At 71.6% G+C, this 23,084-nt stretch carries 17 protein-coding genes, 1 tRNA gene and 3 pseudogenes; 15 read left to right on the forward strand and 6 right to left on the reverse strand.

Going from position 1 to position 23,084, the window contains the following annotated elements:
- Positions 1 to 41 precede the first annotated feature (41 nt).
- The 4 genes from OCT49_RS31095 (at position 42) to OCT49_RS31110 (ending at position 6,324) form a co-directional block, all read left to right on the forward strand.
- Entirely contained in the window at positions 42 to 902 is an 861-nt protein-coding gene (locus tag OCT49_RS31095; RefSeq protein ID WP_148835898.1) for a carbohydrate ABC transporter permease, read from the forward strand.
- Between the two features lie 75 nt (positions 903 to 977).
- Positions 978 to 2,651 carry a type 2 periplasmic-binding domain-containing protein gene (locus tag OCT49_RS31100; RefSeq protein WP_283855128.1) on the forward strand — a complete coding sequence of 558 codons (1,674 nt, stop codon included), beginning with the start codon at positions 978 to 980 and terminating at the stop codon, positions 2,649 to 2,651.
- Complete coding sequence (locus OCT49_RS31105; protein ID WP_283855129.1) at positions 2,648 to 4,114, forward strand: M1 family metallopeptidase; 1,467 nt, start codon at positions 2,648 to 2,650, stop codon at positions 4,112 to 4,114. Before OCT49_RS31100 ends, OCT49_RS31105 begins: the two co-directional genes overlap by 4 nt.
- Positions 4,111 to 6,324, forward strand: a complete 2,214-nt coding sequence (locus OCT49_RS31110) for a right-handed parallel beta-helix repeat-containing protein (protein ID WP_283855130.1) — start codon at positions 4,111 to 4,113, stop codon at positions 6,322 to 6,324. The genes OCT49_RS31105 and OCT49_RS31110 overlap by 4 nt, the downstream gene beginning before the upstream one ends.
- A gap of 72 nt (positions 6,325 to 6,396) precedes the next feature.
- Here the strand turns inward: OCT49_RS31110 and OCT49_RS31115 are convergent.
- Together OCT49_RS31115 and OCT49_RS31120 are read right to left on the reverse strand one after the other, a co-directional pair.
- Positions 6,397 to 7,298 (reverse strand): annotated as a pseudogene (locus OCT49_RS31115) (transketolase family protein).
- 57 nt (positions 7,299 to 7,355) lie between these two features.
- Positions 7,356 to 8,057, reverse strand: a complete 702-nt coding sequence (locus tag OCT49_RS31120; RefSeq protein ID WP_283855131.1) for a thiamine pyrophosphate-binding protein — start codon at positions 8,055 to 8,057, stop codon at positions 7,356 to 7,358.
- A 126-nt stretch (positions 8,058 to 8,183) separates the two neighbouring features.
- Here OCT49_RS31120 and OCT49_RS31125 point away from each other — a divergent pair.
- Positions 8,184 to 8,257, forward strand: a tRNA-Pro gene (locus OCT49_RS31125).
- Between the two features lie 270 nt (positions 8,258 to 8,527).
- On the forward strand, positions 8,528 to 9,838 hold the full coding sequence (locus tag OCT49_RS31130) for a hypothetical protein (protein ID WP_283855132.1): 1,311 nt from the start codon (positions 8,528 to 8,530) through the stop codon (positions 9,836 to 9,838).
- Positions 9,839 to 10,060: 222 nt separating this feature from the next.
- Here OCT49_RS31130 and fusA read toward each other — a convergent pair whose 3' ends face one another.
- A complete protein-coding gene (gene fusA / locus OCT49_RS31135; RefSeq protein ID WP_283855133.1) occupies positions 10,061 to 12,157 on the reverse strand; it encodes an elongation factor G in 2,097 nt (698 codons plus the stop codon).
- A 496-nt stretch (positions 12,158 to 12,653) separates the two neighbouring features.
- Here fusA and OCT49_RS31140 point away from each other — a divergent pair, with 496 nt between their 5' ends.
- Complete coding sequence (locus tag OCT49_RS31140; RefSeq protein WP_283855134.1) at positions 12,654 to 13,286, forward strand: class I SAM-dependent methyltransferase; 633 nt, start codon at positions 12,654 to 12,656, stop codon at positions 13,284 to 13,286.
- Positions 13,287 to 13,341: 55 nt separating this feature from the next.
- Here OCT49_RS31140 and OCT49_RS31145 read toward each other — a convergent pair whose 3' ends face one another.
- Positions 13,342 to 13,668: a hypothetical protein gene (locus OCT49_RS31145; RefSeq protein ID WP_283855135.1), complete on the reverse strand. Its 327-nt coding sequence runs from the start codon at positions 13,666 to 13,668 to the stop codon at positions 13,342 to 13,344.
- Between the two features lie 114 nt (positions 13,669 to 13,782).
- A complete protein-coding gene (locus OCT49_RS31150) occupies positions 13,783 to 14,661 on the reverse strand; it encodes a DUF2510 domain-containing protein (protein ID WP_283856001.1) in 879 nt (292 codons plus the stop codon).
- Between the two features lie 214 nt (positions 14,662 to 14,875).
- Between OCT49_RS31150 and OCT49_RS31155 the strand changes: the two genes are divergently transcribed.
- The 4 genes and pseudogenes from OCT49_RS31155 to OCT49_RS39900 all read left to right on the forward strand — a co-directional run bounded on the left by OCT49_RS31155 (position 14,876) and on the right by OCT49_RS39900 (position 17,824).
- Entirely contained in the window at positions 14,876 to 15,922 is a 1,047-nt protein-coding gene (locus OCT49_RS31155; protein ID WP_283855136.1) for a S66 family peptidase, read from the forward strand.
- A 145-nt stretch (positions 15,923 to 16,067) separates the two neighbouring features.
- Complete coding sequence (locus OCT49_RS31160; protein WP_283855137.1) at positions 16,068 to 16,802, forward strand: FadR/GntR family transcriptional regulator; 735 nt, start codon at positions 16,068 to 16,070, stop codon at positions 16,800 to 16,802.
- A gap of 150 nt (positions 16,803 to 16,952) precedes the next feature.
- Positions 16,953 to 17,159, forward strand: a pseudogene (locus OCT49_RS40185) (transposase); the annotation flags it as partial.
- Complete coding sequence (locus tag OCT49_RS39900; protein WP_502963433.1) at positions 17,141 to 17,824, forward strand: transposase; 684 nt, start codon at positions 17,141 to 17,143, stop codon at positions 17,822 to 17,824. The pseudogene OCT49_RS40185 and the gene OCT49_RS39900, both read left to right, overlap by 19 nt.
- 279 nt (positions 17,825 to 18,103) lie before the next feature.
- Here OCT49_RS39900 and OCT49_RS31170 read toward each other — a convergent pair whose 3' ends face one another.
- A complete protein-coding gene (locus OCT49_RS31170) occupies positions 18,104 to 19,492 on the reverse strand; it encodes a vanadium-dependent haloperoxidase (protein ID WP_283855139.1) in 1,389 nt (462 codons plus the stop codon).
- Between the two features lie 396 nt (positions 19,493 to 19,888).
- On the opposite strand from OCT49_RS31170, the pseudogene OCT49_RS31175 reads away from it, so the two are divergent.
- The 4 genes and pseudogenes from OCT49_RS31175 to OCT49_RS31190 all read left to right on the forward strand — a co-directional run.
- A pseudogene (locus tag OCT49_RS31175) lies at positions 19,889 to 19,981 on the forward strand (IS5 family transposase); the annotation flags it as partial.
- Between the two features lie 157 nt (positions 19,982 to 20,138).
- On the forward strand, positions 20,139 to 20,906 hold the full coding sequence (locus OCT49_RS31180) for a (Fe-S)-binding protein (protein ID WP_283855140.1): 768 nt from the start codon (positions 20,139 to 20,141) through the stop codon (positions 20,904 to 20,906).
- Complete coding sequence (locus OCT49_RS31185) at positions 20,903 to 22,453, forward strand: lactate utilization protein B (protein WP_283855141.1); 1,551 nt, start codon at positions 20,903 to 20,905, stop codon at positions 22,451 to 22,453. Before OCT49_RS31180 ends, OCT49_RS31185 begins: the two co-directional genes overlap by 4 nt.
- Positions 22,450 to 23,082, forward strand: coding sequence for a LutC/YkgG family protein (locus tag OCT49_RS31190; RefSeq protein WP_283855142.1), 633 nt, complete (start codon positions 22,450 to 22,452; stop codon positions 23,080 to 23,082). The genes OCT49_RS31185 and OCT49_RS31190 overlap by 4 nt, the downstream gene beginning before the upstream one ends.
- The last annotated feature ends 2 nt before the right edge of the window (positions 23,083 to 23,084 follow it).

Raw genomic sequence — 23,084 nt, forward strand, 5'->3', positions numbered from 1 at the left:
GCCCCGCCCCCGCCCGGAAGTCCGACGGACGGCCCCCGTGGATGGAACGGCCGACCCGCCTCGGACAGACCGCCAAGGCGGTCGCCATCGTCGTGGTCGTCCTCGCCGTCGCCTACCCGCTGGTCGGCGTGATCGGCACGAGCTTCGCCTCGCAGACCGACATCATCAAGAGCTCCGGCCTCGTCCTGTGGCCGGACCACCCCACCCTGGACGCCTACCGCACCATCTTCACCGGCGGAGTCGTCACCCGGGCGCTGATCGTCTCCATCGGCATCACCGTCCTCGGCACCCTCGCCAGCCTCCTCGTCACCGTCGGCATGGCCTACGGCCTCTCCCGCCGCGACGTCACCGGCTCCCGCTTCATCCTGATGACCGCCCTGTTCACGATGCTCTTCAACGCCGGCATCATCCCGAACTTCCTGCTGGTCAAGGGACTCGGCCTGTACGACACCTACGCGGCGCTCGTCATGCCCACCCTGGTCAGCGCCTTCAACCTGGTCGTCCTGCGGTCCTTCTTCATGAACCTGCCGGACGAGCTGTACGACGCCGCGAAGGTCGACGGGGCCGGCGACTTCCGCATCCTGGTCCGGATCGTCCTGCCGCTGTCCAAGGCCGTCCTCGCCGTGATCAGCCTCTTCTACGCGGTGACGTACTGGAACGCCTTCTTCAACGCGCTCCTGTACCTCAACGACTCCGACAAATGGCCGCTGCCGATGGTGCTGCGCACCTACGTCCTCCAGGGCCAGAGCCTGAACGCCGCATCGGCGGGCGAGGCGCTCGCCCCGCAGCAGGCCGTACAGATGGCCGTCCTGGTGATCGCCGTCGTACCGATCCTCTGCGTCTACCCGTTCCTCCAGCGCTACTTCACCAAGGGCGTGCTCACCGGCGCCATCAAGGGCTGAGAAACCACCCGACGGCCTTCCGGGCGCAACCGCCGCCCCCCACTCCTTCCTTCCCCTCTCCCAAAGGAGATCCAGGTGTCGAGCTCCACCCCCATCAACCGCAGAGCACTCTTCCGCATGGGCGCGGGCATCGGTCTGGGACTGGCCGCCGCCCCGCTGCTCACCGCCTGCGGCGACGGCGGCACGACCGCGAAGGCGGAGGCCAAGAGCGCCTCGCTGCTGCCCAGCACGGCGGTCCGCAACATCGGCCTCGAACCCGACCTGGCGGGCACCGCCGCCGGCGTCCCGCAGGGCTTCTTCAAGTACCCGGCCAAGCCGCTGCGCGCCACCAAGGGCACCCCGCTCAAGGGCGCGAAGCCGATCAGCGCGACGATGGAGACCTTCTCCCCGCCGCCGCCCGCCCGCGGTTCCAACGCCGCCTGGCAGGAGATCGAGAAGCTCCTCGGCGGCCGGGTCGACATCACCGCCGTCCCCGCCGACGACTACGGCACCAAGTTCTCCACCATGGTCGCCAGCGACAGCCTGCCCGACCTGTTCATGTACCCGGAGAGCGGCGGCGTCGACAACAAGGCCGCCTTCCTCCAGGCCAAGTGCGCCGACCTGACCCCGCACCTCGCCGGGGACAAGATCAAGGACTACCCGAACCTGGCCGCGATCCCGAAGGGCGCCTGGCAGGGCGCCATCTTCGGCGGCAAGCTCTACGGCATCCCGATCGCCCGCACCGGCACCGGCGGCGCCGGCGTCTACCGCCACGACCTGTTCGAGGAGGTCGGCGTCACCAGCCTCGACCAGATCGCCGACCTCGACCGGTTCGTCGAACTCTGCAAGGAACTGACCCGGCCCAAGAAGGACCAGTACGCCATCATCGCGGGCGCCACCACCATGCTCGCCATGTCCGCGGGCGCGCCCAGCAGCTGGCGGCTGGACGAGAAGACCGGGAAGTTCACCCTCGACCTGGAGACCCCGGAGTACCGCAAGGCCGTCGAGACCGCGCGGCTGCTGTACAAGGCAGGCTGCTACTACCCGGGCACCCTCCAGATGTCCGGGGCCCAGAAGGCCCAGTACACGGACATGTTCAAGAACGGCAAGGGCGCCTACGTCTACGACGGCATGCCCACCTACCTGGCGCCCGGCGTCGGCTACATCGCCGCGATGAAGGCGATCGACAAGAAGTACGACCCGCGCCCGTTCGTGCCGGTCGGCAAGGACGCCGTCGCCTGGATGGACAACGTCGCCCTCCAGAACACCCACGTCAAGAAGGCCTCCGGGGACCGCGTCAAGGAGATCCTGGCCCTCGCCGACTTCGCCGCGTCCCCGTTCGGCAGCCAGGAGTACACGCTCATCAACTACGGCGTCGAGGGCACCGACTTCACCCGTGACGCCAAGGGCAACCCGGCCCTCACCAAGCAGGGCACCCAGGACGTCACCGTGCCCTGGAAGTTCATGGCCTCCGCCGTCCCCGCGATCTTCAGCGCCGACTCGGAACAGGGCGTCCGCCACGTCCACGACGCGTTCACGAAGATGATCCCGATGATGGTGCCCGACCCGGTGCTCCAGTACTCGTCCCCCACCTGGGACTCGAAGGGCACCGGCAGCCTCTACACGCTCAAGCAGGACGGGCTCAAGGACATCATCGCGGGCCGCAAGCCCATGTCCGCCTACGACCAGCTCGTCAAGGACTACCTGGCCAAGGGCGGAGAGAAGGCCCGCGGCGAGTTCGAGGAAGCCTTCCAGAAGGGGAAGAAGTGACGACCCGACGCTCGGCCCTGAAGCTCGGCGGCGCGGCGGTGGCCGCGGCCGTCGCCGTACCCGCACTCGGTTCGACCGCCCTCGCACAGCCGCACGGCTTCGACCCGGAGCCCGGCTCGGACGGCGTCGGCGACCCGCTCTTCCCGACCCTCGGCAACGGCGGCTACCAGGTCGTCCACTACGACCTGACCTTCGACTTCACCCCGGTCACCTACGACTTCACCGCAGTGGTGCGGATCAACGCCAAGGCCACCCAGGACCTCTCCTCGTTCAACCTGGACACCGACGGCCACACCATCGAATCCGTCACCGTCGCCGGCCGCCCCGCCCGCTGGGAGATCTCGCCCGGAAAGAGCGGCCAGGAACTCACCGTCACCCCGGCTCGCCCGCTGCACGACCGCCAGGCGTTCACCACCGAGGTGCGCTACCGGGGCAACGGCAAGGCGCCCCGACTCGGCCTGAGCGGCTGGAAGTTCGGCACCGACGGCGGCTTCGCCTCCGCCGCCCAGTCCTCCCGCGCCGACACCTTCCTGCCCTGCAACGACACCCCGTCCGACAAGGCGACCTGGACCTTCCACATCAGCGCGCCCAAGGGCTACGTCGCCGCCGCCAACGGCGAACTGCTCCACAAGACCCCGCGCGCCGACGGCTCCACCGTCTGGCACTTCGCCCTGCGCGAGCGCATGGCGACCGAACTCATCGGCATCGCCGTCGTCAAGGGCACCTACCTGTACGGCACCAGCCACCGCGGACTGCCGCTGCGCCACATCGTCCCGCAGGGCCAGGAGGACAAGTACGCCCCGATCGTCGCCCGCACCGCGGACCATCTCGCCTGGCTGGAGGCGAAGTTCGGCCGCTACCCGTTCTCCGTCTACGGCGTCCACATCTACGACGGCTACACCGACGCCCTGGAGAACCAGACCCTCTCCCTGTTCTCCACCAACTGGTTCAAGCCCAACGCCCAGGGGCAGCCGGGCTACGAGACCACCATGGTCCACGAGCTGGTCCACCAGTGGTTCGGCGACTCCGTCACCCCGAACGACTGGCAGCAGGCATGGCTCAACGAGGGCCCCGCCGTGTACTACGCCGGGGTGTACGGCGAGGAGCGCGGCTGGTCGGTCCTCGAGGACAAGATGAAGGCCACCTACGCCAAGCTCGACGCCGTCCGCGCCACCGACGGCCCGCCCGGACTGCCCGAGGCACTCGGCGGCACCAACATCTACGACGGCGGCGCACTGGTCCTGTACGCCCTCAACAAGCAGGTAGGACAACGGAAGTTCGACCGGATCATGCGCGAGTGGGTGCGGCGTTTCAAGGACTCCACGTACACCAGCGAGGACTTCATCCGGCACGCCGTCGACGTCACCGGCGACGCGTCCCTCGACCCGTTCCTGCGCGACTGGCTCTTCGGGGCCGTGAACCCGCCCATGCCCGGCCACCCCGACTGGAGGGCCACCGCGTGAACCGACCGGTGAACGTCGTACGAGCAACCGTCGCCGCCGCCTTCGCCGCCCTGCTGACCGGACTCCTCACCGTCCCGCCCGCCCAGGCCGCACCCGGCCCCCGCACCCTGTACGCGGCCCCCGACGGCCGGGGCTCCTCCTGCACAGCCGCCCGCCCCTGCACCCCCGAGGGCGCCCGTGACCTGGCCCGCACCGAGACCGGCCGCGACGTCCGCGTACTCCTGAGGAACGGTACGTACGAGCTCGACGAACCCCTCGTCCTCGGCGCCGCCGACTCCGGGAACGACGGCCGCACGGTCACCTGGGCCGCGGCCCCCGGCGCCCGGCCCGTCCTCTCCGGCGGACGGGACATCACCGGCTGGCGGCAGAACACCGACGGCACCTGGACCGCCGGCGTCCCCGCCGGTGTCACCCCCCGCCAGCTCTTCGTCGACGGCAGGCGCGCCACCCGCGCCCGCGGCGGGGCCTGCGCGGCGAGCACCTGCGACGCCACGAAGACCGGCATGACCGGCGCGACGGCCACCGGCATCGCCACCTGGCAGCGCCCCACCGACGCCGAGGCCGTCATCCGGATCCGCTGGCGCAACTACCACTGCCGGATCACGGGCGTGACCGGCGACGTCATGACCTTCGCCCAACCCTGCTGGACCAACTCGGCGAGCGGCACCGATCGCACCGGACCCTCCTGGGACTCCACCACGGTCGACTCCGCCCGCTACAGCGGCGTCGCCTTCTTCGAGAACGCCCCCGAACTCCTCGACGAACCCGGCGAGTTCGTCTGGAACTCCGAGGCCCGCACCGTCACCTACCTGCCGCGCCCGGGCGAGAACATGCGCCACGCCCGGACCGTCACCCCACACACCGAACAACTGCTCGTCATCGACGGTGCCCACGACGTCACCGTCAGCGGGATCGGCTTCGCGTACGCGGCGTACCGCCGGCCCGACACCGACGAGGGCTACGCGGGCACGCAGGCCGGCCTCACCCTGACCGGAGCCACCGGCCCCGTCGACCACGCGGGCCGCTTCTACACCAAGCCGTCCGCCGCGGTGACCGTCCGCGGCGGCCGGAACATCGACATCGACAACGCCCGGTTCGGCCGGCTCGGCGGGGCGGGCGCGATCCTCGAAGCCGGCACCAAGGACAGCTCCCTGACCCGCTCGTCCTTCACCGACCTGTCCTCGGGCGCCGTGTACGTGGGCGACACCGAACCGATGCCCGGCACGGAACTCGCGGGGGAGCGGAACACGGTCGCGTACAACACCATCTCCCGCACCGGCGTCGAGTACACCGACTCGGTGGGCATCTGGGCCGGTTACGAGGCGGAACTGACCGTCGACCACAACAGCCTGGACCAACTGCCCTACTCCGGCATCTCGGTCGGCTGGGGCTGGAACCAGCCCGAGGCCCAGACGTCCGTCCTGCGCGACAACAGGGTGACGAACAACCGGATCACCGACGTCATGCAGGTCGCCCGGGAACAGCACGACGGCGGCGCTATCTACACCCAGGGCGCGCAGCCGGGCACGGTCGTCTCCGGCAACTACATCAACCGCTCCGCCTTCGGCAACACCGAGCGCGACGGCAACGGCATCTACCTGGACGAACAGTCCTCGCACATCCTCGTCGAACGCAACGTCATCACCCGCGTCGGCTACAAGTGGGTCTCCAACTGGGCGGACTACGGCATCCACAACACTGCCCGGGGCAACTGGACCGACACCGCGGCCCCCGCGCTCGGCGGCACGGGCTCGGTCATGACGGACAACCTCACCGGTCTGGACCGGCTGCCCGCCGAGGCCCTCGCCGTCGCGGCACGGGCGGGCGCCCGCGGCGGCCCGGTCGAGCAGCTGCGCATCGACCTGGCCCGCACCGGCACCGCCACCCAGTCCTCCACCGAGGGCGCGGCGGGCCCGGAACTCGCCCTGGACGGCGACACCACCACGGACACCCGCACCCTGTCCGGGGCGGGCACCTGGTGGCAGGTGGACCTGGGCGACGAACGGCGCGTCCGCCGGATCGAGATCTGGAACGACGCATCCGCCACGACCGCCGGCTTCGACGTCGTCACCGACGACACGACGATCCACGTCGACGGGAAGGCACTGCGCCCGACCGTCCTGAACCTGGACAGCCGCACCCGAACGGTGAAGATCGTGACGTCCGGCACCGGACGCGTGGCCCTCTCCCAGGTGCTCGTCCACCCGTAGCACCCGTGATCCCCGCCCGTCCGGGGCCGCCGGTCACCCCACCGGCGGCCCCGGACGGACGCCGTCTCCCGGTCACCGGCCCAGAAAGGCGCCGATCCGCTCCCGCAGCCCCCGCGGATCCAGCCCGTGGGCGGCGAGGTGCTCGTCCATCTGCCCGTACCTGCGCAGCTCGGCCCGCCCCACGCCGAGCCCCAGCACCCGGTGCGGCAGTTCGGCGAGGGCGTCGTTCGCCGCGGTCGTGGACGTGCCCGCCAGGTAGGGCTCCACGACCACCACGTCGGCGGCGTCCTGCCCGCCGACCGCCCGGCGCAGCCCGGCCCCGTCGAACGGGCGCACCGTGGCCGCGTACAGCACGGTCACGTCCAGCCCCTCGGTCGCCGCGAGCACGTTGTCGAGCATCGGCCCGACCGCGACCACCACCCCGCCCGTCCCCTCCGCACCGGGATGAACCCGGCACCCCCGCCCACCGGCCGGGCCGCCGCGTTCGACTGCAGCGACAGCCGCACGTACACCCGGTCGTCCCCGACAGCGGCCTCCCGCAGCAGTTCCTCGGCCTCGTCGGGATGGCCCGGCACCTGGATCGTCCACCCCTCCAGGGTGTCCATGAGGGCGACATCGCCCGGCGCCATGTGGGTGAAGCCGCCGGCCGGCCAGTCGTACGAGGCCCCCGCGCTCACCAGCACCCCGCCCGCCCCCTGGTGGCCGAAGTCCAGCTTGACCTGCTCGAACGGCCGCTCCACCAGAAAACTGGCGAAGGTGTGCACGATCGGCCGCAGACCGGTGAGCGCCATTCCCGCGCCCGCCCCGATCAGCAGCTGCTCCCTGATGCCGACGTTGACGACCCGGTCCGGATGGGCCCGCTCGGCCCCGGCGAAGCCGTCGCGGCTGATCTCGGCCAGTACCAGGGCCAGGCGCGGGTCCTCGTCCAGCAGCTGTGACGTGGTCGAGATGAAGCGGTCACGCATCGTGTCCATGGGAAGTGTCCCTCTCTTGTATCGCTGTTCCGGTGCGGCGGCGCTGGTCGGGAGCGCTCAGTCCTTCGGGTCGACCCGGGCGACCACGGCCCGCGGCCGTCCGGGGTGCGGCGCGGTGAAGGCCGCGTACAATGCCTCGTGGTCCCGGCCGTCCACGGACTCGACCGACCAGCCCGCGGCCTCGAAACGGGCCGCGATCCCGCCGGGCCGGCCGTGGGACGACGAAGCGTTGTCGATCACCACGGTGTGCAGCTGCTCCAGCCCGGCCGGGCCCGCGTAGGCGATCGCCTCGTGGTTGCTGCCCTCGTCCAGCTCGGCGTCGCCGATCAGCACCCACACCCGGGGGTCGGTGAGCCCCTGGGCCCGCAGCCCGAGCGCGCTCCCCACGGCCAGCGGCAGCCCGTGGCCCAGCGACCCGCTGCCGATCTCCACCCCCGGCACCAGCGTCCGGTCCGGGTGGTGCCCGAGCGGCGAGTCGTACGCCCCGAACCCGGGCAGCAGCTTCTCGTCGAAGAACCCGTGCGCGGCCAGGACGGCGTAGTACGCCATCGGCCCGTGCCCCTTGGACAGCAGGAACCGGTCGCGGTTGGGCGCGTCGACGGTCTCGGGCGTGACCCGCAGCACCCGGTCGTACAGCACCCACAGCACGTCCAGCGTGGACGTCGCGGCGGGGCCGTGCTTCTCGTCCCCGGTCATCAGGCCCATCAGACGGTTCATGTCACGGTGGTCGGGGGTTCGTGCGGTGGTCGTGTTCGTCATGGGACCAGCGTTAAACATCAAGCTTGGTTGAGGTCAAGTGGCAAAGGCGTTCGTGACCACCCCGCCGAGTGCGGTATTGTTCTCATGCGCGTTCGGTCAGGGGGAAACCCCAGGTCAGGCGGGCATCGGGACGTGGCGCAGCTTGGTAGCGCACTTGACTGGGGGTCAAGGGGTCGCAGGTTCAAATCCTGTCGTCCCGACTCATAGGAGTCGTGGTTCAGGGGCCGTTTCGGAGAGATCCGAAACGGCCCCTGAACCTTTTTCCGTGCTTCCCGTACGGAGCAGTCCCGCTCGTCTTCCGGTCGAACGTCGGGGGAGGGGGCGCGACGCACCGGCCCCGGATCACCCGAACGACCGGTTCCTCTCGACGCGTGCGGCGAACCGGGGTCCTCTGAACTGCGGGGCCCCTGAACTCCGGGGTCTTCGAACCGCGGAGGAACGGGGGCGCACCACGACCGGAGGAGGAACCCGTGGCCGAGGACGGGGAAGCCGGGCAGCCCGGGGGAGCGGAGCGTGAACTGCGGGAGCTGCGCGGACGCGTGGCCGCGCTGGAGGCCACGGCGGCCGCGCCCCGCGCGCGGCACCGGGTGCGGTCGTCCCTCGCGGTGGCGCTCGTCCTGATCGGGTGCCTGCTCGCCCCACTGGGCATCGTCGCCGCGTGGGCGGCGGACGAGGTCGGCGACACCGACCGCTACGTCGCGACCGTGGCACCGCTCGCCTCCGACCCCGATGTGCAGGACGCCGTCGCCGACCGGGTGACCGACGCGCTCATGACCCGTATCGACCTGCCGACCCTGCTCTCCGACGTCGCCCCCCAGGACCGTCCCCGGCTGGAGAAGGCCCTGGGGCGGCTCGGGGGCGCGCTGGAGGGGGCCGTGCGCAGCTTCGTGCACGACAAGGCCCGGGAGGTCGTGGCCTCCGACGCCTTCGAGAGGGTCTGGACCCGGGCGAACCGGGCCGCCCACGCCTCCGTGGACAAGGCGCTGACCGGCCGCGGCGGCGGTGCGGTGGAGCTCGAGGGGGACGCCGTCACGCTGGACCTGGGGCCGGTCGTCGACCGGGTGGAACAGCGGCTCGTCGACGAGGGGATGAAGGCCGCCGGACGGATCCCCGAGGTGCACACCGACTTCACGCTGGTGCAGTCGCAGGACATCGGGCGGGTCAGGACCTGGACGCGCCTCCTCCAGCTGGCGGGCGCCTGGCTCCCGGTCCTGGCCGTCCTGCTGGTCGGCAGCGGCGTCCTGCTCTCGGTCCGGCGGCGCAGGGCCCTGGTCGTCGGCGCGCTCGGGGTCGCGGCCACCACCGTGCTGCTCGGCGTCGCCCTGCGCGTCTTCAGGGCGTTCTACCTGGACGCCCTGCCGCCGGACGTCTCCCGGGCCGCCGCCGGATCGGTCTACGACACGCTCACCCACTTCCTGCACACGATGGTCCGGATGGCCGCGGCCCTCGGCGTCGTCGTCGCCCTGTCCGCCTGGCTCACCGGCCCCGGCCGCGGGGCCGCTCTCGTCAGGAACCTGTGGACCGCGGGCATCGGGGCCGCACGGACCACCGCCGACCGGGCGGGACTGCGGACCGGCCCGGTCGGTCCGTTCGTGCGCCGGTACCGGACCTGGATCGTCCGGATCCTCGTGGCGGCCGGACTCGTGACGTACCTGCTGTGGTCCCACCCCACCGGCTGGGTCGTCGTCGGCCTGGCCCTGACCCTGCTGTTCGCCCTCGCGCTGACGGACTTCCTGGCAGGCGGAGCCGGTGCCGGCGGGGCGGTGGGGCGTACGGGCTGAGGTTCTCCGGTGCCGGTGCCGCCGGACGGGCTCGCCCGGGCACTGCGTGAGCGCTTCGCCGGGCGGGTGCGGGTGCGGGTGCGGGTGCGGGTCGGGGAGAGGCGGAGCCCGGGCGACCACACCCCGCTGCCCAGCCGACTGGTCCAGATCACGCCGGAGGAGCCCCGGCCCACTGCCCGCCGGTCCCGTCGGGGCGCCCCGACGGGACCGGGACGGCCCCCGCTACCGGACCGGTGTACCGGAGGACACCGCACCCCCCGGCACCGGGGCGTGGCCCGAGGGCCGGGTGGTGAAGGTGCCCCGGCCCTGCGTCCGGCTGCGCAGCCGGGTCGCGTAGCCGAACAGCTCCGCCAGCGGCACGGTCGCGGTGATCACCGAGGTGCCCGCCCGGGTGGTCGAACCCGAGACCCGGCCGCGCCGCGCCGCCAGATCGCCGAGCACCCCGCCCACGGCGTCGTCCGGCACGGTGACGGTGACCTCCGCCACCGGCTCCAGCACCACCATCGCGCAGGCGCGCAACGCCTCACGGAGCGCGAACCGGCCGGCCGTGCGGAACGCCATCTCCGAGGAGTCCTTGGAGTGGGTGGCCCCGTCGGTCAGCACGACCCGCAGCCCGGTCACCGGATGCCCGCCGAGCGGTCCCTCGGCCAGGGCGTCCCGGCAACCGGCCTCCACCGCCCGGACGTACTCCTGCGGCACCCGCCCGCCGACGACGGTCGACGCGAACACGAAGCCCCCGTCGTCACCGGCGCGGTCGCCGGTGGCGTCCGACGGTTCCACGTCGAGGACCACATGGGCGAACTGCCCGGCGCCGCCGTCCTGCTTCACGTGCCGGTACACCAGCCCGGACACCCCGCGCACGACGGTCTCCCGGCAGGCCACCCGCGGCCGGCCGACGCCGATCTCCAGCTCGTGAGCACGACGGACCTTCTCCACCGCGACCTCCAGATGCAGTTCCCCCATGCCCGACAGCACCGTCTGCCCGGTCTCGGGATCGGTCCGCACCCGCAGCGAGGGGTCCTCCTCGACCAGCCGGGCCAGCGCCGTCACCAGCCGTTCGGTGTCGGTGCTCCGACGGGCCTCCACCGCCACGGAGACGACCGGCTCGGCCGAGGACGGCGGTTCGAGGACCAGGGGCGCCGCCGGATCGCACAGGGTGGTGCCGGCCCGGCCGCTCCTGAGCCCGATCACCGCGACGATGTCCCCGGCCACCGCCGTGTCCACATCGGTGTGCCGGTCGGCCCGCACCCGCAGGATGCGGCCCACCCGCTCGGTGCGCCCGGCGCCCGCGTCCAGCACCGTGTCCCCCTTCCGCAGTGTTCCCGAGTACACCCGCAGGTAGTTCAGACGGCCGGTGGCCGTCGAGTTCACCTTGAACACCAACGCGGCGAACGGCGCCGCCGGATCGGCCGCGCGTTCCCGCACCGCGCCGTCCAGGGTGCCGCGCACCGCCGGAACGTCCAGCGGCGAGGGCAGGTAGGACACGACGGCCTCCAGCAGCGGCTCGACACCGCGGTTGCGGTAGGCGGAGCCGCACAGCACCACCACGCCCTCCCCGGTGCGGGTGAGGTCGCGCAGCGCGGTGCCCAGGGTCCGTTCCCGGAGCGCCGACCGTTCGCAGAACTCCTCCAGCGCGGCCGGATGGAGCTCCGCCACCGCCTCCTCCAGGAGCCGCCTGCGCCGGTGCGCCTCCTCGCGCAGCCCGTCCGGTACCGGCCGCTCCTCGGCACCCTCGCCGTCGGCCCACACCAGCGCCCGCATGCGCACCAGGTCCACCACGCCGGTGAAGCCGTCCTCGCTGCCGATCGGCAGCTGGACCACCAGCGGAACCGTGTGCAACCGGTCCCTGATCGACGCGACCGCGGTGTCGAGGTCGGCACCGGCCCGGTCCAGCTTGTTCACGAAGGCGATCCGCGGCACCCCGTGCCGGTCGGCCTGCCGCCACACCGACTCGCTCTGCGGCTCGACGCCCGCGACGGCGTCGAACACCGCGACCGCCCCGTCGAGCACCCGCAGCGAGCGCTCCACCTCGTCGGAGAAGTCGACGTGGCCCGGGGTGTCGATGAGGTTGATCCGGTGACCGTCCCAGACACAGCTCACCGCGGCGGCGAAGATGGTGATCCCGCGGTCGCGTTCCTGGGGGTCGAAGTCGGTGACGGTGGTGCCGTCGTGGACCTCGCCCCGTTTGTGGACGGCGCCGGTCAGATAGAGGATCCGTTCGGTGACGGTGGTCTTGCCGGCGTCCACGTGGGCGAGGATGCCCAGGTTGCGGACGTCGGTCGGGGTGCCGGTGGGAAGACGGTGGATGTCGGTACGCACGGCCCATGGCCTTTCGGGGTGATCCGGAACGGGTCGGCGCGATTTCCCGGACGAACCGGCCCGTGACCGGGCCGCACGAAGCCCCTGACGCGGCGCCCCGCACCGGGCGGGAGGCGAGGGCGCGGGCGCTTCGGCGCCGGTGGTTCCTCGGGGGTCAGTCGTTCGTCGCGGGTGTCCGGTGCGGGCCGCGCAGCTCGCACCGGGCGCACGAGGACACCAGGATCACCTCGTACCGTGACCGGGGGACGACGACAGCGGCGCGGTGGCGCACGACCGGTCTCCCCTCACTCGTCACGGCGCGCGCCACGAAGCCGTCGTGGTGCGCGATTCGTGGCGACTGTAGTGAACCTCGAGCCGGTCGGTAAACCGGATATTCGTCCGTTCCGTCTTCCCCGACAGCCTCATGTCCCGTGACGGGGACGGGCGTTGAAGGCCGCTTCGATTGATGAAACGATCCCGGCACATGGCACGGGGCGAAGGGGAAGGAATCACAACGATGGACGAGGAGCACGGTCTCACCGCCGCCACGGTGTTCGACGCCCTGGGCGCGGACTACGAGCGGGCGTTCGGTGAATCCGCCGCCCATCACGCCTCGTTGAGCCGATTACTGGACCGGCTCGCACCGCACAGCAGGGTCCTGGACGTCGGCAGCGGAACGGGACGGCCGACCGCGCGGGCGCTGGTCGATGCGGGCCACCGGGTCCTGGGGGTCGACGTCTCGCCCGTCATGGTCGAACTGGCCGCGAAGCAGGTGCCGGAAGCGGAATTCGCATGTGCGGACATCCTCGAACTCCCTCTGGAGGAAGGGAGCTTCGGCGCCGTCTGCGTGTACTTCTCGATGCTGCAGATGTCCCGCGACGAGCAGTCCCGGCTGCTGCACAAGGCGCGGCGGCTGCTGGTCCCCGGGGGGCAGCTGGTGGTCGCGACGGTGCCCCTGGACGTGGAGGACGTCGAGGTCGTCTTCATGGGCCAGCCGGTGCGGGCGACCAGCTTCGGCCCGGAGGAGTTCACCGAACTGGTCACCGGGGCCGGTTTCTCGGTCGTGTGGGAGCAGAGCACCCTGTTCACCCCGGACCACGAGGCGGCGGCGACCGAACCGCAGCTGTTCCTGCACTGCCGACGGGTCTGACACCGCCGACGGGGCCGGCGTCCAGGTCTCCCCGGACGCCGGCCCCGTCGCCGGTTCAGCGCTCGACCGGCAGCGATTCCGGTGTGCGGCGCAGGTTCCGCACCCCGGGCCGCCGCCGGGTGACAGGGCGCCCGCAGGCGTGCAGCGGGTCCTTCTTCCAGCGGCGCAGCGCCTGCCCGCCGCACCTGCGCCACTGCGCGGGCGAGAGGGGGACCGGCTGCCCGCCCCGCGTCACCAGCGCGTTCACCGGGGCCATCGGGTCCGCCGCCGCGGCCTTGGCGAGCAGCACCCCGATCACCAGCGGGGCCAGGGTCACGGCCAGGGTCGTACCGGCGGTGGTCACGTGCTGGAGGCGGGGGCGGTGCGGGGTGTCGGGAAGCATGCTGCCAATTGGACCCCCGGCGGCCCGTCCGGGGGATGGGCCGCCGTACTCAGCCCGATGGGCCCGTTGTACTCATACGTATGTGTGTCCGATACCCGGCGTCCGCGAGCGCCCCTACACCGTGGTGCCGGGGCCCGCGCCCGCTCCCGGGGCGGCCTTGATGCCCTTGGTGATCTCGTCCATCACGGAGAGCGCCGGAGCCTTGGAACTGACGTCGAAACCGGAACGGACGACGATCAGCATGTCCTCGGCCGCCGGGGACGGGAAGGCCAGCGACTGGACGTACCCGTCGTCGCCGTTCTTCGTCACGACCTTCCAGCGCACCAGATACCCCTTCTCGCCGGCCACGGTGACCGCCTCCGACTTGAGCTCCTCGTGCGAGGTGATGCCCCCGTAGATCTTCTCGCCGTACGACTCGGAGGCGTTGGCGGAGATGTCCTTCAGCGCCGTGGCCCTGGGCGTCGTGGTGTCGAGCCCCAGCGCCTTCGCGGGCATGGAGAACACCCCGCCGCGCACGCACTTCTCGGACGTGTCGCCGGGACAGGGGTACTCGCCCGTGGTCACTCCCGCGCCCGCGATCCCCGAGGTGCCCTTCCAGCCGTCGGGCACCGGGAGGCTGATGCCGCCGGCCAGGTCCGTGGCGTAGCCGTCCTCGGCCTGCGGGGGCCGTTGCCCGGGGGACCCGTCCCGGTCCTCGCCCCCCGGTGCGCCCGGTCCGCGCCGGGTGTCGTCGGAGGGCGGGGCGGACGGGGTCGCGGACGCGTGCTTCCCGGAGCCGTCGGAGCGGTCCGCCCACAGGAGGACGCCGCCCCCGACGACGGCGAGGGCCACCACACCGGCGGTGAGCCCGATGCCGACGCGCATCCGGCGGCGCCGGGTCCCGCCGGGAGGCAGACGGAGGTGGTCGGTCCACCGGGTGCCGTCCCACCAGCGTTCGTGAACGGGGCCTGTTCCTGTGTGCCCGGGGTCTGGGTGCCAGCCGGGCGGACTCATCTGGGTCACGGGCCCCACCGTAGAACGGTTGCGTGAGAATCGTATGAATCAGCTGTGCCGACGGGGGGCGGGGGGCTCCGCCGCCCCGCACGAGACCGGTTGTCGGCGCTCGAACAGCACGGGCCGGGCAACTGGGGGCGGACGACTGACGGGCGGGGCCGGGCGGGGCGAAAATCATGGCGACGCCGACCCGGGAGCCGCCTACGCTCATTGGATGTCGATCAACCAGTACCCCGCCAAGCCCGTACCCGGTGACCGCGTCGCCGTACTGTCCCCCTCCTCCGGCCTTCCTGGTCTCCTGCCGCTGCCCCACGAGTTGGGGCTGCGCAGGCTCCGCGAGGAGTTCGGGCTCGAACCGGTGGAGTACCCGACGACGCGGAAGATGGGCTCCACCCCGCAGGAACGGGCGGCCGACATCCACGCCGCGTTCGCCGACCCCGACATCAAGGCCGTGATCTCCAGCATCGGCGGCGACGACCAGATCACCGTGCTGCCGCACCTGGACCGCGACTTGCTGCGCGCCCACCCCAAGCCCTTCTTCGGGTACAGCGACAACACCAACCTGCTGGCGCTCCTCGACAACCTGGGCATCGTCGGCTATCACGGAGGCACGGTGATGTGCGAGCTCGGGCGGCCCGGCGCGATGCACCCGCTGACCGCCGACTCGCTGCGGGCCGCGCTCTTCACCCACGGCGCCTTCGAGCTCACCCCGGCCAAGGAGACCAACGGCGCGAACGGCCGGTGGGAGGACCCGCGCACCTTCGACTCCGAACCCGGCATGCGCCCCTGCGACGGCTGGATCTGGCACAACGCCGACGGCCGGACCGTGAAGGGGGCGAGCTGGGGCGGAAACGTGGAGATCCTTTCCTGGCTGCTGATGGCCGACCGCGAGATCGGGCCGGTGGACAGCTACGCGGGGCGGGTGCTGTTCCTCGAGACGTCCGAGGAGATGCCGACGGCCGACGAGGTCTACTGGATCCTGCGGAGCATGGGGGAGCGGGGGCTGCTCGCCCAGTTCCCGGCCCTGCTCATGGGCCGGGCCAAGAACTGGTCCTTCGACCAGCCGCTCGGCACCGAGGAGGGGGAGCGGTACCGCGAGGAGCAACGGCAGGCGGTCCTGCGGGCGTTGGACGAGTACGCCCCCGGGACCATGGCCGTCCTCGACGTCGATCTCGGCCACACCGACCCGCAGCTGGTCATTCCGTACGGCGGACAGATCGAGGTGGACGGAGCGGCCCGCCGCATCGTCGTCACCTACTGAGCCGGAACCGGGAACGGACGCCGGAACCGGGGAACGGGCAGCTCCGGAGCTTTGGTCCGACCATACGCGGTGTGTGACATAGTGGAGGATCGGGCAGCAGAAACGACGGCAACCGGACGATTCCGGCCGAGGCAGGGAGTGACGGATGCCCGTCGAATGGCAACCCGTACGACAGTCCCGTACGCATGAGCTCGTGCTCCGGAGCATCGAGGAGCGGGTGTTCTCCGGTGAGCTCCGGGCGGGCGACCGGCTGCCGCCCGAGCGTGAGCTCGCACCCGTGCTCGGGGTCAGCCGGTCCGCGCTGCGCGAGGCCCTGCGGGTGCTGGAGACCATCGGCGTGCTGGTCGCGCAGCCGGGCCGGGGGCCGGACGCCGGGGCGCGGATCGTGCGCAACCCCGACGACGCGCTCGGGCGGCTGCTGCGCCTGCACTTCGCCCTGGGCAGCTACGGCCTGGAGGACGTCCTGGAGGCGCGGGTCGTGCTGGAGCGGTCCAGCTTCGAGGCCGCCGCGCGGAACGCCTCGGCGGAGGACCTCGACGAGGCGGAGGCGCTGGTCGCGCGGATGGGCGAACCGGGCGTCGGGGTGGCCGAGTTCAACGACCTGGACACCCGCTTCCATGTGCACATCGCCCGCAGCTCCGGCAACGCGCTGACCTCCACGCTCACCTCCGCCGTCCGCGAGTCGGTGCGACCGCTGATCCTGCGGGCGCTGGAGGAGGCGGAGGACTGGCCGGCCACGGCCGCCGCGCTCGACGCGGAACACGCCGAACTGCTCGACCTGGTGCGGGCGGGTCAGGGGGCGAAGGCCGCGGACCTGGTCGAGAAGCACATCCGCAGCCTGCACGGCACGCTGGTCGACGGGAACTCCGGCCACGAGTGAGGGCCTGTCGGGTGGCCGGCCATGCGCGGAGCGTGACGGTCGTGATCTGTCCTCCGGGTGTGGCGGCGGCCCCGGAGTGATCGCGTGGTGTGTGCCAGTGCGACAACTCCGGGGCCGTCAGCGGCCCGTGCTGTCCGGTCGGCCCGACCGATGAGATGTGGGAGATCGTCCAGTGGCTCCTTTCCGTGCGTGACCTGCGAAAAGGCGGTGGGGTGCGGCAAGTGCGCAGACCGGTTGGTGCTCGACTCGGTCTTTTACGTGCTGCGCTCGGGCTGCCGGTGGCGGATGCTCCCGCGTGGCCTGATGCCCCGGGACGCGGTCCACCGCTGGTTCGCCAAGTGGCGCCGGGACGGTGTCTGGGGCCGCGTCCGCGGCGAGCTCCGCCGCCAGGTCCGGGCCGGGGCCGGTCGCGATTTCGAGCCGTCGGCCGCCGTGCTCGACGCCCGGTCGGTCAGGACCGGCAAGGGGGGCGAGGCGCGTGGATTCGACGCGGGCAAGCGGACGGCAGGGCGGAAGAGACACGTGAACGTGGACATGATGGGCCTGCTGCTGGTTGTCGCGGTCACCTCCGCGTTCAGGCCCGGGCCGGAGGCCGCGCGGTCCTGGCCCGGCTTGCTGTCGGCTTCCGCACGGTCCTGGCCCGGCTCGCCGCCGGCTTCCGCACGGTCAGTCTGGTGTGGGCCGATGGCGGATACGCCAACTCCGTGGATTCCACGCTCCTTTCATGGGCCCGCGACGCGTTGGGCATCGTCGTCGAGATCGTGAAGCGGACCGACGAGGTCAAGGGCTTCAAGGTCCTGCCCCGCCGCTGGGTGGTGGAGCGGAGTTTCGGCCGGCTGGTCCGAAACCGCCGGCCGGCTCGCGACTGCGAACGGCTGGCCGCGACCTCCGAGGCCATGATCAAGGTGGCGATGATCCGCCTGATGCTCGTCCGGCTCGCCGGGCAGCCATCGCGGTGGAGCCATGAACCCCACCGCAAGACTGCCCGACCCAGGACCGTCGAGGATCTCATCGCAGCGTAATCAACCGGCCACCCGACAGGCTCTGAGGCGACGGGGTGCGAGCAGGCCCGGCAGGCGACTGCTGGGCTTTCGGTCTGTCGGGGGTGTTCCCGTGCGTGTTCCCACGGGAACACGGGTGGATGAGGATCCGGGGAGATTCGGGCAGATGAGTGAAGACGCGGGCTAAACTCGGCGTTCGCGCAGGTCAGGGAAGAACTGCAGGTCAGAGGGCCTGTAAGGGGCCCACCTGGGGTCGCCTCCGGCCTGGCGGCCGGGGTGGGTCTGTTGCGGCCCGGCGGTTCAGCCGGCCTCGCCGGGGCACTGCGGCTGGGCAGGCCGGGCCGACTGCGGCGCCGGTGCGTTCGTCTTGCGTACCGGCTGGAAGTAGTGGGTCAGTGCCCAGGTGCCCACGCGGTTGCCGGCCCGGCAGCCAGCGATGTCCGCCGTACGGGAATGGATGCCTCCCCACACGCGGGCATTGATCATGTCCCTGTTGACGTCGTCAGCGGACTCGTAGAGCCGGGTGGTGCCGGTGATCTCGGAGGGAACGTAGAGGTCGGGACGCGAGGTGCCGAGGACGCCGGTCACGGCGCGCATCACTGCTGCGGCGACGGTCGTGTGGCCGGCGACGTAGTCGGGATGGGGCGGTGTGACGAGCAGTGGCTCCCAGGCCGGGTCCGCCGTCGTCGCGGGGTTGCCGTCGGTGTCGGCCAGGCGGATGCCGCTGATCGGCCTCCAGAAGGCGTAGTGCAGCTTCGCGTCCCATGCGGTGATGACGGCGTCGGTCGCCGACGCGTTCGCCGCGGCGAACAGCCGCGCCGTGGTGGCGGCGCCGAGCCCGTGCCGGGCGGCGTAGTCCCGCAAGGCCGTCTGGACCTGCGCCACCAGGTTGCCGCTGAAGAAGAGGGCGGTCTCGGTCTGCTGCGGGGTTCTGCCCGAGCCGGTCTTCGACCCCATGGTCTTCAGCTCATTGACGTCGTGGGCGTACCGAGCCGAGGAGAGCGCGGGCGGCCCGCCGGGGCGGAACTGTTGCGGGGAGGTGAGCAGCAGCGGGCGGAGCTCGGCGAGCCAGGTGTCGATGAAGGGCTGATGGGCGGGCGGGGTGGGTCTCCAGACTCCGGGAGCGGGCGACGCGGTGAAGGGTACATCCGCGAACCGGCCGTCATTTTCGCGGAGTTCGACGATGTGGGCGGCGGCGCGCTTTCCGAAGGCGACACCCTGGTCCCTCGCAGGGCCCTCGGGAATCCCGGAGAGGGAGTCGGCGTAGGCGGCGTCGAGCCCGCTCTTGAAAGTGGAGAAGTAGGTGAGCAGCACGTCGTGAGCCGCCGTTGCGGCCGCCGCTGCGGAGGATGCGGTGGCGGGGCCGCGTTCCCGCCACTTGTACGGGGCGTAGCCACCCTCGATGCCGACCACGGCGTTGTAGACGGCGACGGAGGCGAACCCGTGCCAGACGGCGCCCTGCCCGGAAGGGCGGGCGCCCAGGCTGGCGCGGATCGTCTCGGTGGCGATGGCGTTCCAGTCACGAACCACGGCTGCCGGGTCCGAAACAGCTGCTCGGCGGGGATCGGCGGCGCTCGGACCGGTCATGGCCGTGAGCCCGACGAGGGCGAGCATCGCGACGGCGCCGATGACATCCCGGATACGTGAACGCGGAGTAGGAGGAGGTGGAACAGGGTGGTTCTGCCGCACAGTGCACTCCTTTGGGTTGGTTCAACCGGATTAGCAGCGGGCGGGAGCATGATCAAGATCAATCGCCGTGGCTGGGGCGCAGTAAGCCGAAGGGGGCGGGCTGCGTAGTCTGTATTGCCCTGTGAGGGCCTGTCGGGTGGCTGGCCATGCGCGGAGCGTGACGGTCGTGATCTGTCCTCCGGGCGTGGCGGCGGCCCCGGAGTGATCACGGGGTGTGTGCCAGTGCGACAACTCCGGGGCCGTCAGCGGCCCGTGCTGTCCGGCCGGCCCGACCGATGAGATGCGGGAGATCGTCCATTGGCTCCTTTCCGTGCGTGACCTGCGAAAAGGCGGTGGGGTGCGCAAGTGCGCAGACCGGTTGGTGCTCGACTCGGTCTTTAGGGGGGCGAGGCGCGTGGATTCGACGCGGGCAAGCGGACGGCAGGGCGGAAGAGACACGTGAACGTGGACACGATGGGCCTGCTGCTGGTTGTCGCGGTCACCTCCGCGTTCAGCCCCGGGCGGGCCCGGGGCTGTGTTCATTTTTATCAGGGCCATGACATTAACGTTCGCGCCTCGGTCGGCGTATGCGCGTCGTAGTCTTCACGATTCGGACCGAGGCTAGTATGGTCGGACCATAAAACTGGAGAAACGATCGGAGAGACCCATGCGCATCGGACTCTTCGCCACCTGTCTGGGAGACACCCTCTTCCCCGAGGCGGTGAGATCGACCGCGGTCCTGCTCGCCCGCCTGGGTCACGACGTGGTCTTCCCGCCGGGGCAGACCTGTTGCGGCCAGATGCACGTCAACACCGGCTACCAGCGCGAACCGCTGCCCCTGGTGCGGAACTTCGCGGAGCAGTTCGGCGACACCTCGATCGAGGCCGTCGTCATGCCGTCCGGTTCCTGTGCGGGCTCGGTCCGCCACCAGCACGAGATCGTCGCCGAACGGTACGGGGACGCGGCGCTCCGGTCGGGCGTGGCCACCGTCAAGGCCAAGACGTACGAACTGTCGGAGCTCCTCGTCGACGTCCTGGGCGTCGAGGACGTCGGCGCGTACTTCCCGCACCGGGTGACGTACCACCCCACCTGCCACTCCCTGCGCATGCTCCGCGTCGGCGACAAGCCGCTGAAGCTGCTGCGCGCCGTCGACTCCATCGACCTCGTCGAGCTGCCGGAGGCCGATTCCTGCTGCGGATTCGGCGGCACCTTCGCCCTCAAGAACGCCGAGACCTCCACCGCGATGCTCCAGGACAAGATGCGCAACATCGCCGCGACCGGTGCCGGGGTCTGCACGGCGGGCGACTCGTCCTGCCTGATGCACATCGGCGGCGGGCTCTCCCGGATCAGGTCGGGCACCCGCACCCTGCACCTCGCCCAGATCCTCTCCGCCACCCGCACCTCGCCGTACGTCCCGACGGAGGCCGTCCGATGAGCAGTACCTTCCTCGGCATGCCCGCGCCCCCGCCCCGTTCCCCGTACGGGACGGGCAACCTCCGCGGCGACCGGAAGTTCCCCCGCGCCGCGCACGACGAGCTGCGCAACGAACAACTGCGCCGCAACCTCGGCCGCGCCACCCGCACCATCCGCGCCAAACGCCTCGACGTCACCGGCGAACTGCCCGACTGGGAGGCGCTGCGCGAAGCCGGCTCGGCCATCAAGACCGACACCATGAACCGGCTCCCCGAACTTTTGGAGCAACTGGAGCGGAAGGTCACCGAGCACGGCGGCACCGTCCACTGGGCGCGCGACGGCGCCGAGGCCAACGAGATCGTCGCCCGGCTGGTCCAGGAGACGGGCAGCAGCGAGGTCATCAAGGTCAAGTCGATGGCCACCCAGGAGATCGGCCTCAACGAGCACCTCGAATCGGTCGGCATCACCCCCTACGAGACGGACCTCGCCGAACTGATCGTCCAGCTCGCCCACGACAAGCCGTCGCACATCCTGGTGCCCGCGATCCACCGCAACCGCGACGAGATCCGGCAGATCTTCCTCAAGGAGATCCCGGGCGTGGACCCGGGCCTGGACAACGTGCCCGCGCACCTCGCCGCCGCCGCCCGTGCCTATCTGCGCGAGAAGTTCATGACCACCACGGTCGCGGTATCCGGCGCCAACTTCGGCATCGCCGAGACCGGGACCCTGTCCGTCGTGGAGTCCGAGGGCAACGGCCGCATGTGCCTGACGATGCCCGACACCCTGATCACCGTCATGGGCATCGAGAAGGTGCTGCCGCGCCATCAGGACCTGGAGGTCTTCCTCCAGTTGCTGCCCCGCTCCTCCACCGGCGAGCGGATGAACCCGTACACCTCGCTGTGGACCGGCGTGACGCCGGGCGACGGGCCGCAGAACTTCCATCTGGTCCTGCTCGACAACGGACGCACCGCCGCGCTCGCCGACCGGATCGGCCGCGAGGCGCTCAACTGCATCCGCTGCTCGGCCTGTCTCAACGTCTGCCCGGTGTACGAACGGACCGGCGGCCACGCGTACGGCTCGACGTACCCCGGGCCGATCGGGGCCGTCCTGACACCGCAGCTCGCGGGGATGCACGCGGCCAAGGGCGACCCCAACAGCTCGCTGCCGTACGCCTCCAGCCTCTGCGGCGCCTGCTTCGACGCCTGCCCGGTCAAGATCGACATCCCGTCGCTGCTGGTCGAACTGCGCCACCAGCACACCGAACAGGCCGGTGCCACCGCCGAGAAGCTCGCCATGAGGGCCGCGGCCACCGTCATGAAGCACCCGAAACTCTTCACGGCGGCGCAGAAGGGCGCGGGGCTCGGCCGGGTGCTGGGCGGCCGGGACGGGAAGATCTCGCACCTGCCGCCGCCGTTCGACGGCTGGAGCGACAGCCGGGACACCGCCGCCCCGCCGAAGCGGACCTTCCGCTCCTGGCTGGCGTCGGCCGAGGGCGCCGCGACGATGCGGGCCGCCGCCGACGAGCACCGGCGGAACGAGAAGGACGGGAAGAAGGAGGAGGACGCGTGACGACCGCCCGTGACACGGTGCTGGGCCGGATCAAGGACGCCCTGGCCCTCGCCCCCGCCCGGGACGTCACCGTCCCGCGCGCCTACCGCACCGGCCGCACCCTCCCCGACGACGAACGCCTGGCCCTCTTCACCGGCCGGCTCGTCGACTACCGGGCGACGGTGCACCCCTGCACCGCCGACCGCACCGCCCAGGTCCTCGCCGAGGTGCTGCGGGAACGCGGGGCCCGGCGGATCGGCGCGCCGGCCGGACTCGACGAACAGTGGCTCGGAGCGTACGACGGCGAGGTCCAGCAGGACTCCGCCACCATCCCGGCCCCCCGGCTCGGCGAGCTGGACGGGGTCGTCACGGCCTCGGCCGTCGGCTGCGCCGAGACGGGCACGATCTTCCTCGACGGCTCGCCCGACCAGGGACGCCGGGCGCTGTCCCTCGTGCCCGACCTGCACGTGTGCGTCGTCGACCTCTCGAAGGTCGAGGTGGGCGTGGTGGAGGCGGTGGCGCGGCTGGTGCCCGGCCGGCCGACCACACTGATCAGCGGCCCCTCGGCCACGTCCGACATCGAACTGGAACGGGTGGAGGGCGTGCACGGTCCGCGCACGCTGGCGGTGGTGATCCGGACGGACGCGTGAGC

It is taken from the genome of Streptomyces sp. ML-6, from assembly GCF_030116705.1.
Taxonomy (GTDB): Bacteria; Actinomycetota; Actinomycetes; order Streptomycetales; family Streptomycetaceae; genus Streptomyces.

What these genes read in the sequence shown, in the direction of transcription:
- OCT49_RS31180 (WP_283855140.1), top strand. Translation starts at nt 20,139, where the DNA reads ATGCGCATCGGACTCTTCGCCACCTGTCTGGGAGACACCCTCTTCCCC.
- OCT49_RS31145 (WP_283855135.1), bottom strand. Translation starts at nt 13,668, where the DNA reads ATGCTTCCCGACACCCCGCACCGCCCCCGCCTCCAGCACGTGACCACC.
- OCT49_RS31185 (WP_283855141.1), top strand. Translation starts at nt 20,903, where the DNA reads ATGAGCAGTACCTTCCTCGGCATGCCCGCGCCCCCGCCCCGTTCCCCG.
- OCT49_RS31140 (WP_283855134.1), top strand. Translation starts at nt 12,654, where the DNA reads ATGGACGAGGAGCACGGTCTCACCGCCGCCACGGTGTTCGACGCCCTG.
- OCT49_RS31160 (WP_283855137.1), top strand. Translation starts at nt 16,068, where the DNA reads ATGCCCGTCGAATGGCAACCCGTACGACAGTCCCGTACGCATGAGCTC.
- OCT49_RS31120 (WP_283855131.1), bottom strand. Translation starts at nt 8,057, where the DNA reads ATGACGAACACGACCACCGCACGAACCCCCGACCACCGTGACATGAAC.
- OCT49_RS31150 (WP_283856001.1), bottom strand. Translation starts at nt 14,661, where the DNA reads ATGAGTCCGCCCGGCTGGCACCCAGACCCCGGGCACACAGGAACAGGC.
- OCT49_RS31095 (WP_148835898.1), top strand. Translation starts at nt 42, where the DNA reads ATGGAACGGCCGACCCGCCTCGGACAGACCGCCAAGGCGGTCGCCATC.
- OCT49_RS31155 (WP_283855136.1), top strand. Translation starts at nt 14,876, where the DNA reads ATGTCGATCAACCAGTACCCCGCCAAGCCCGTACCCGGTGACCGCGTC.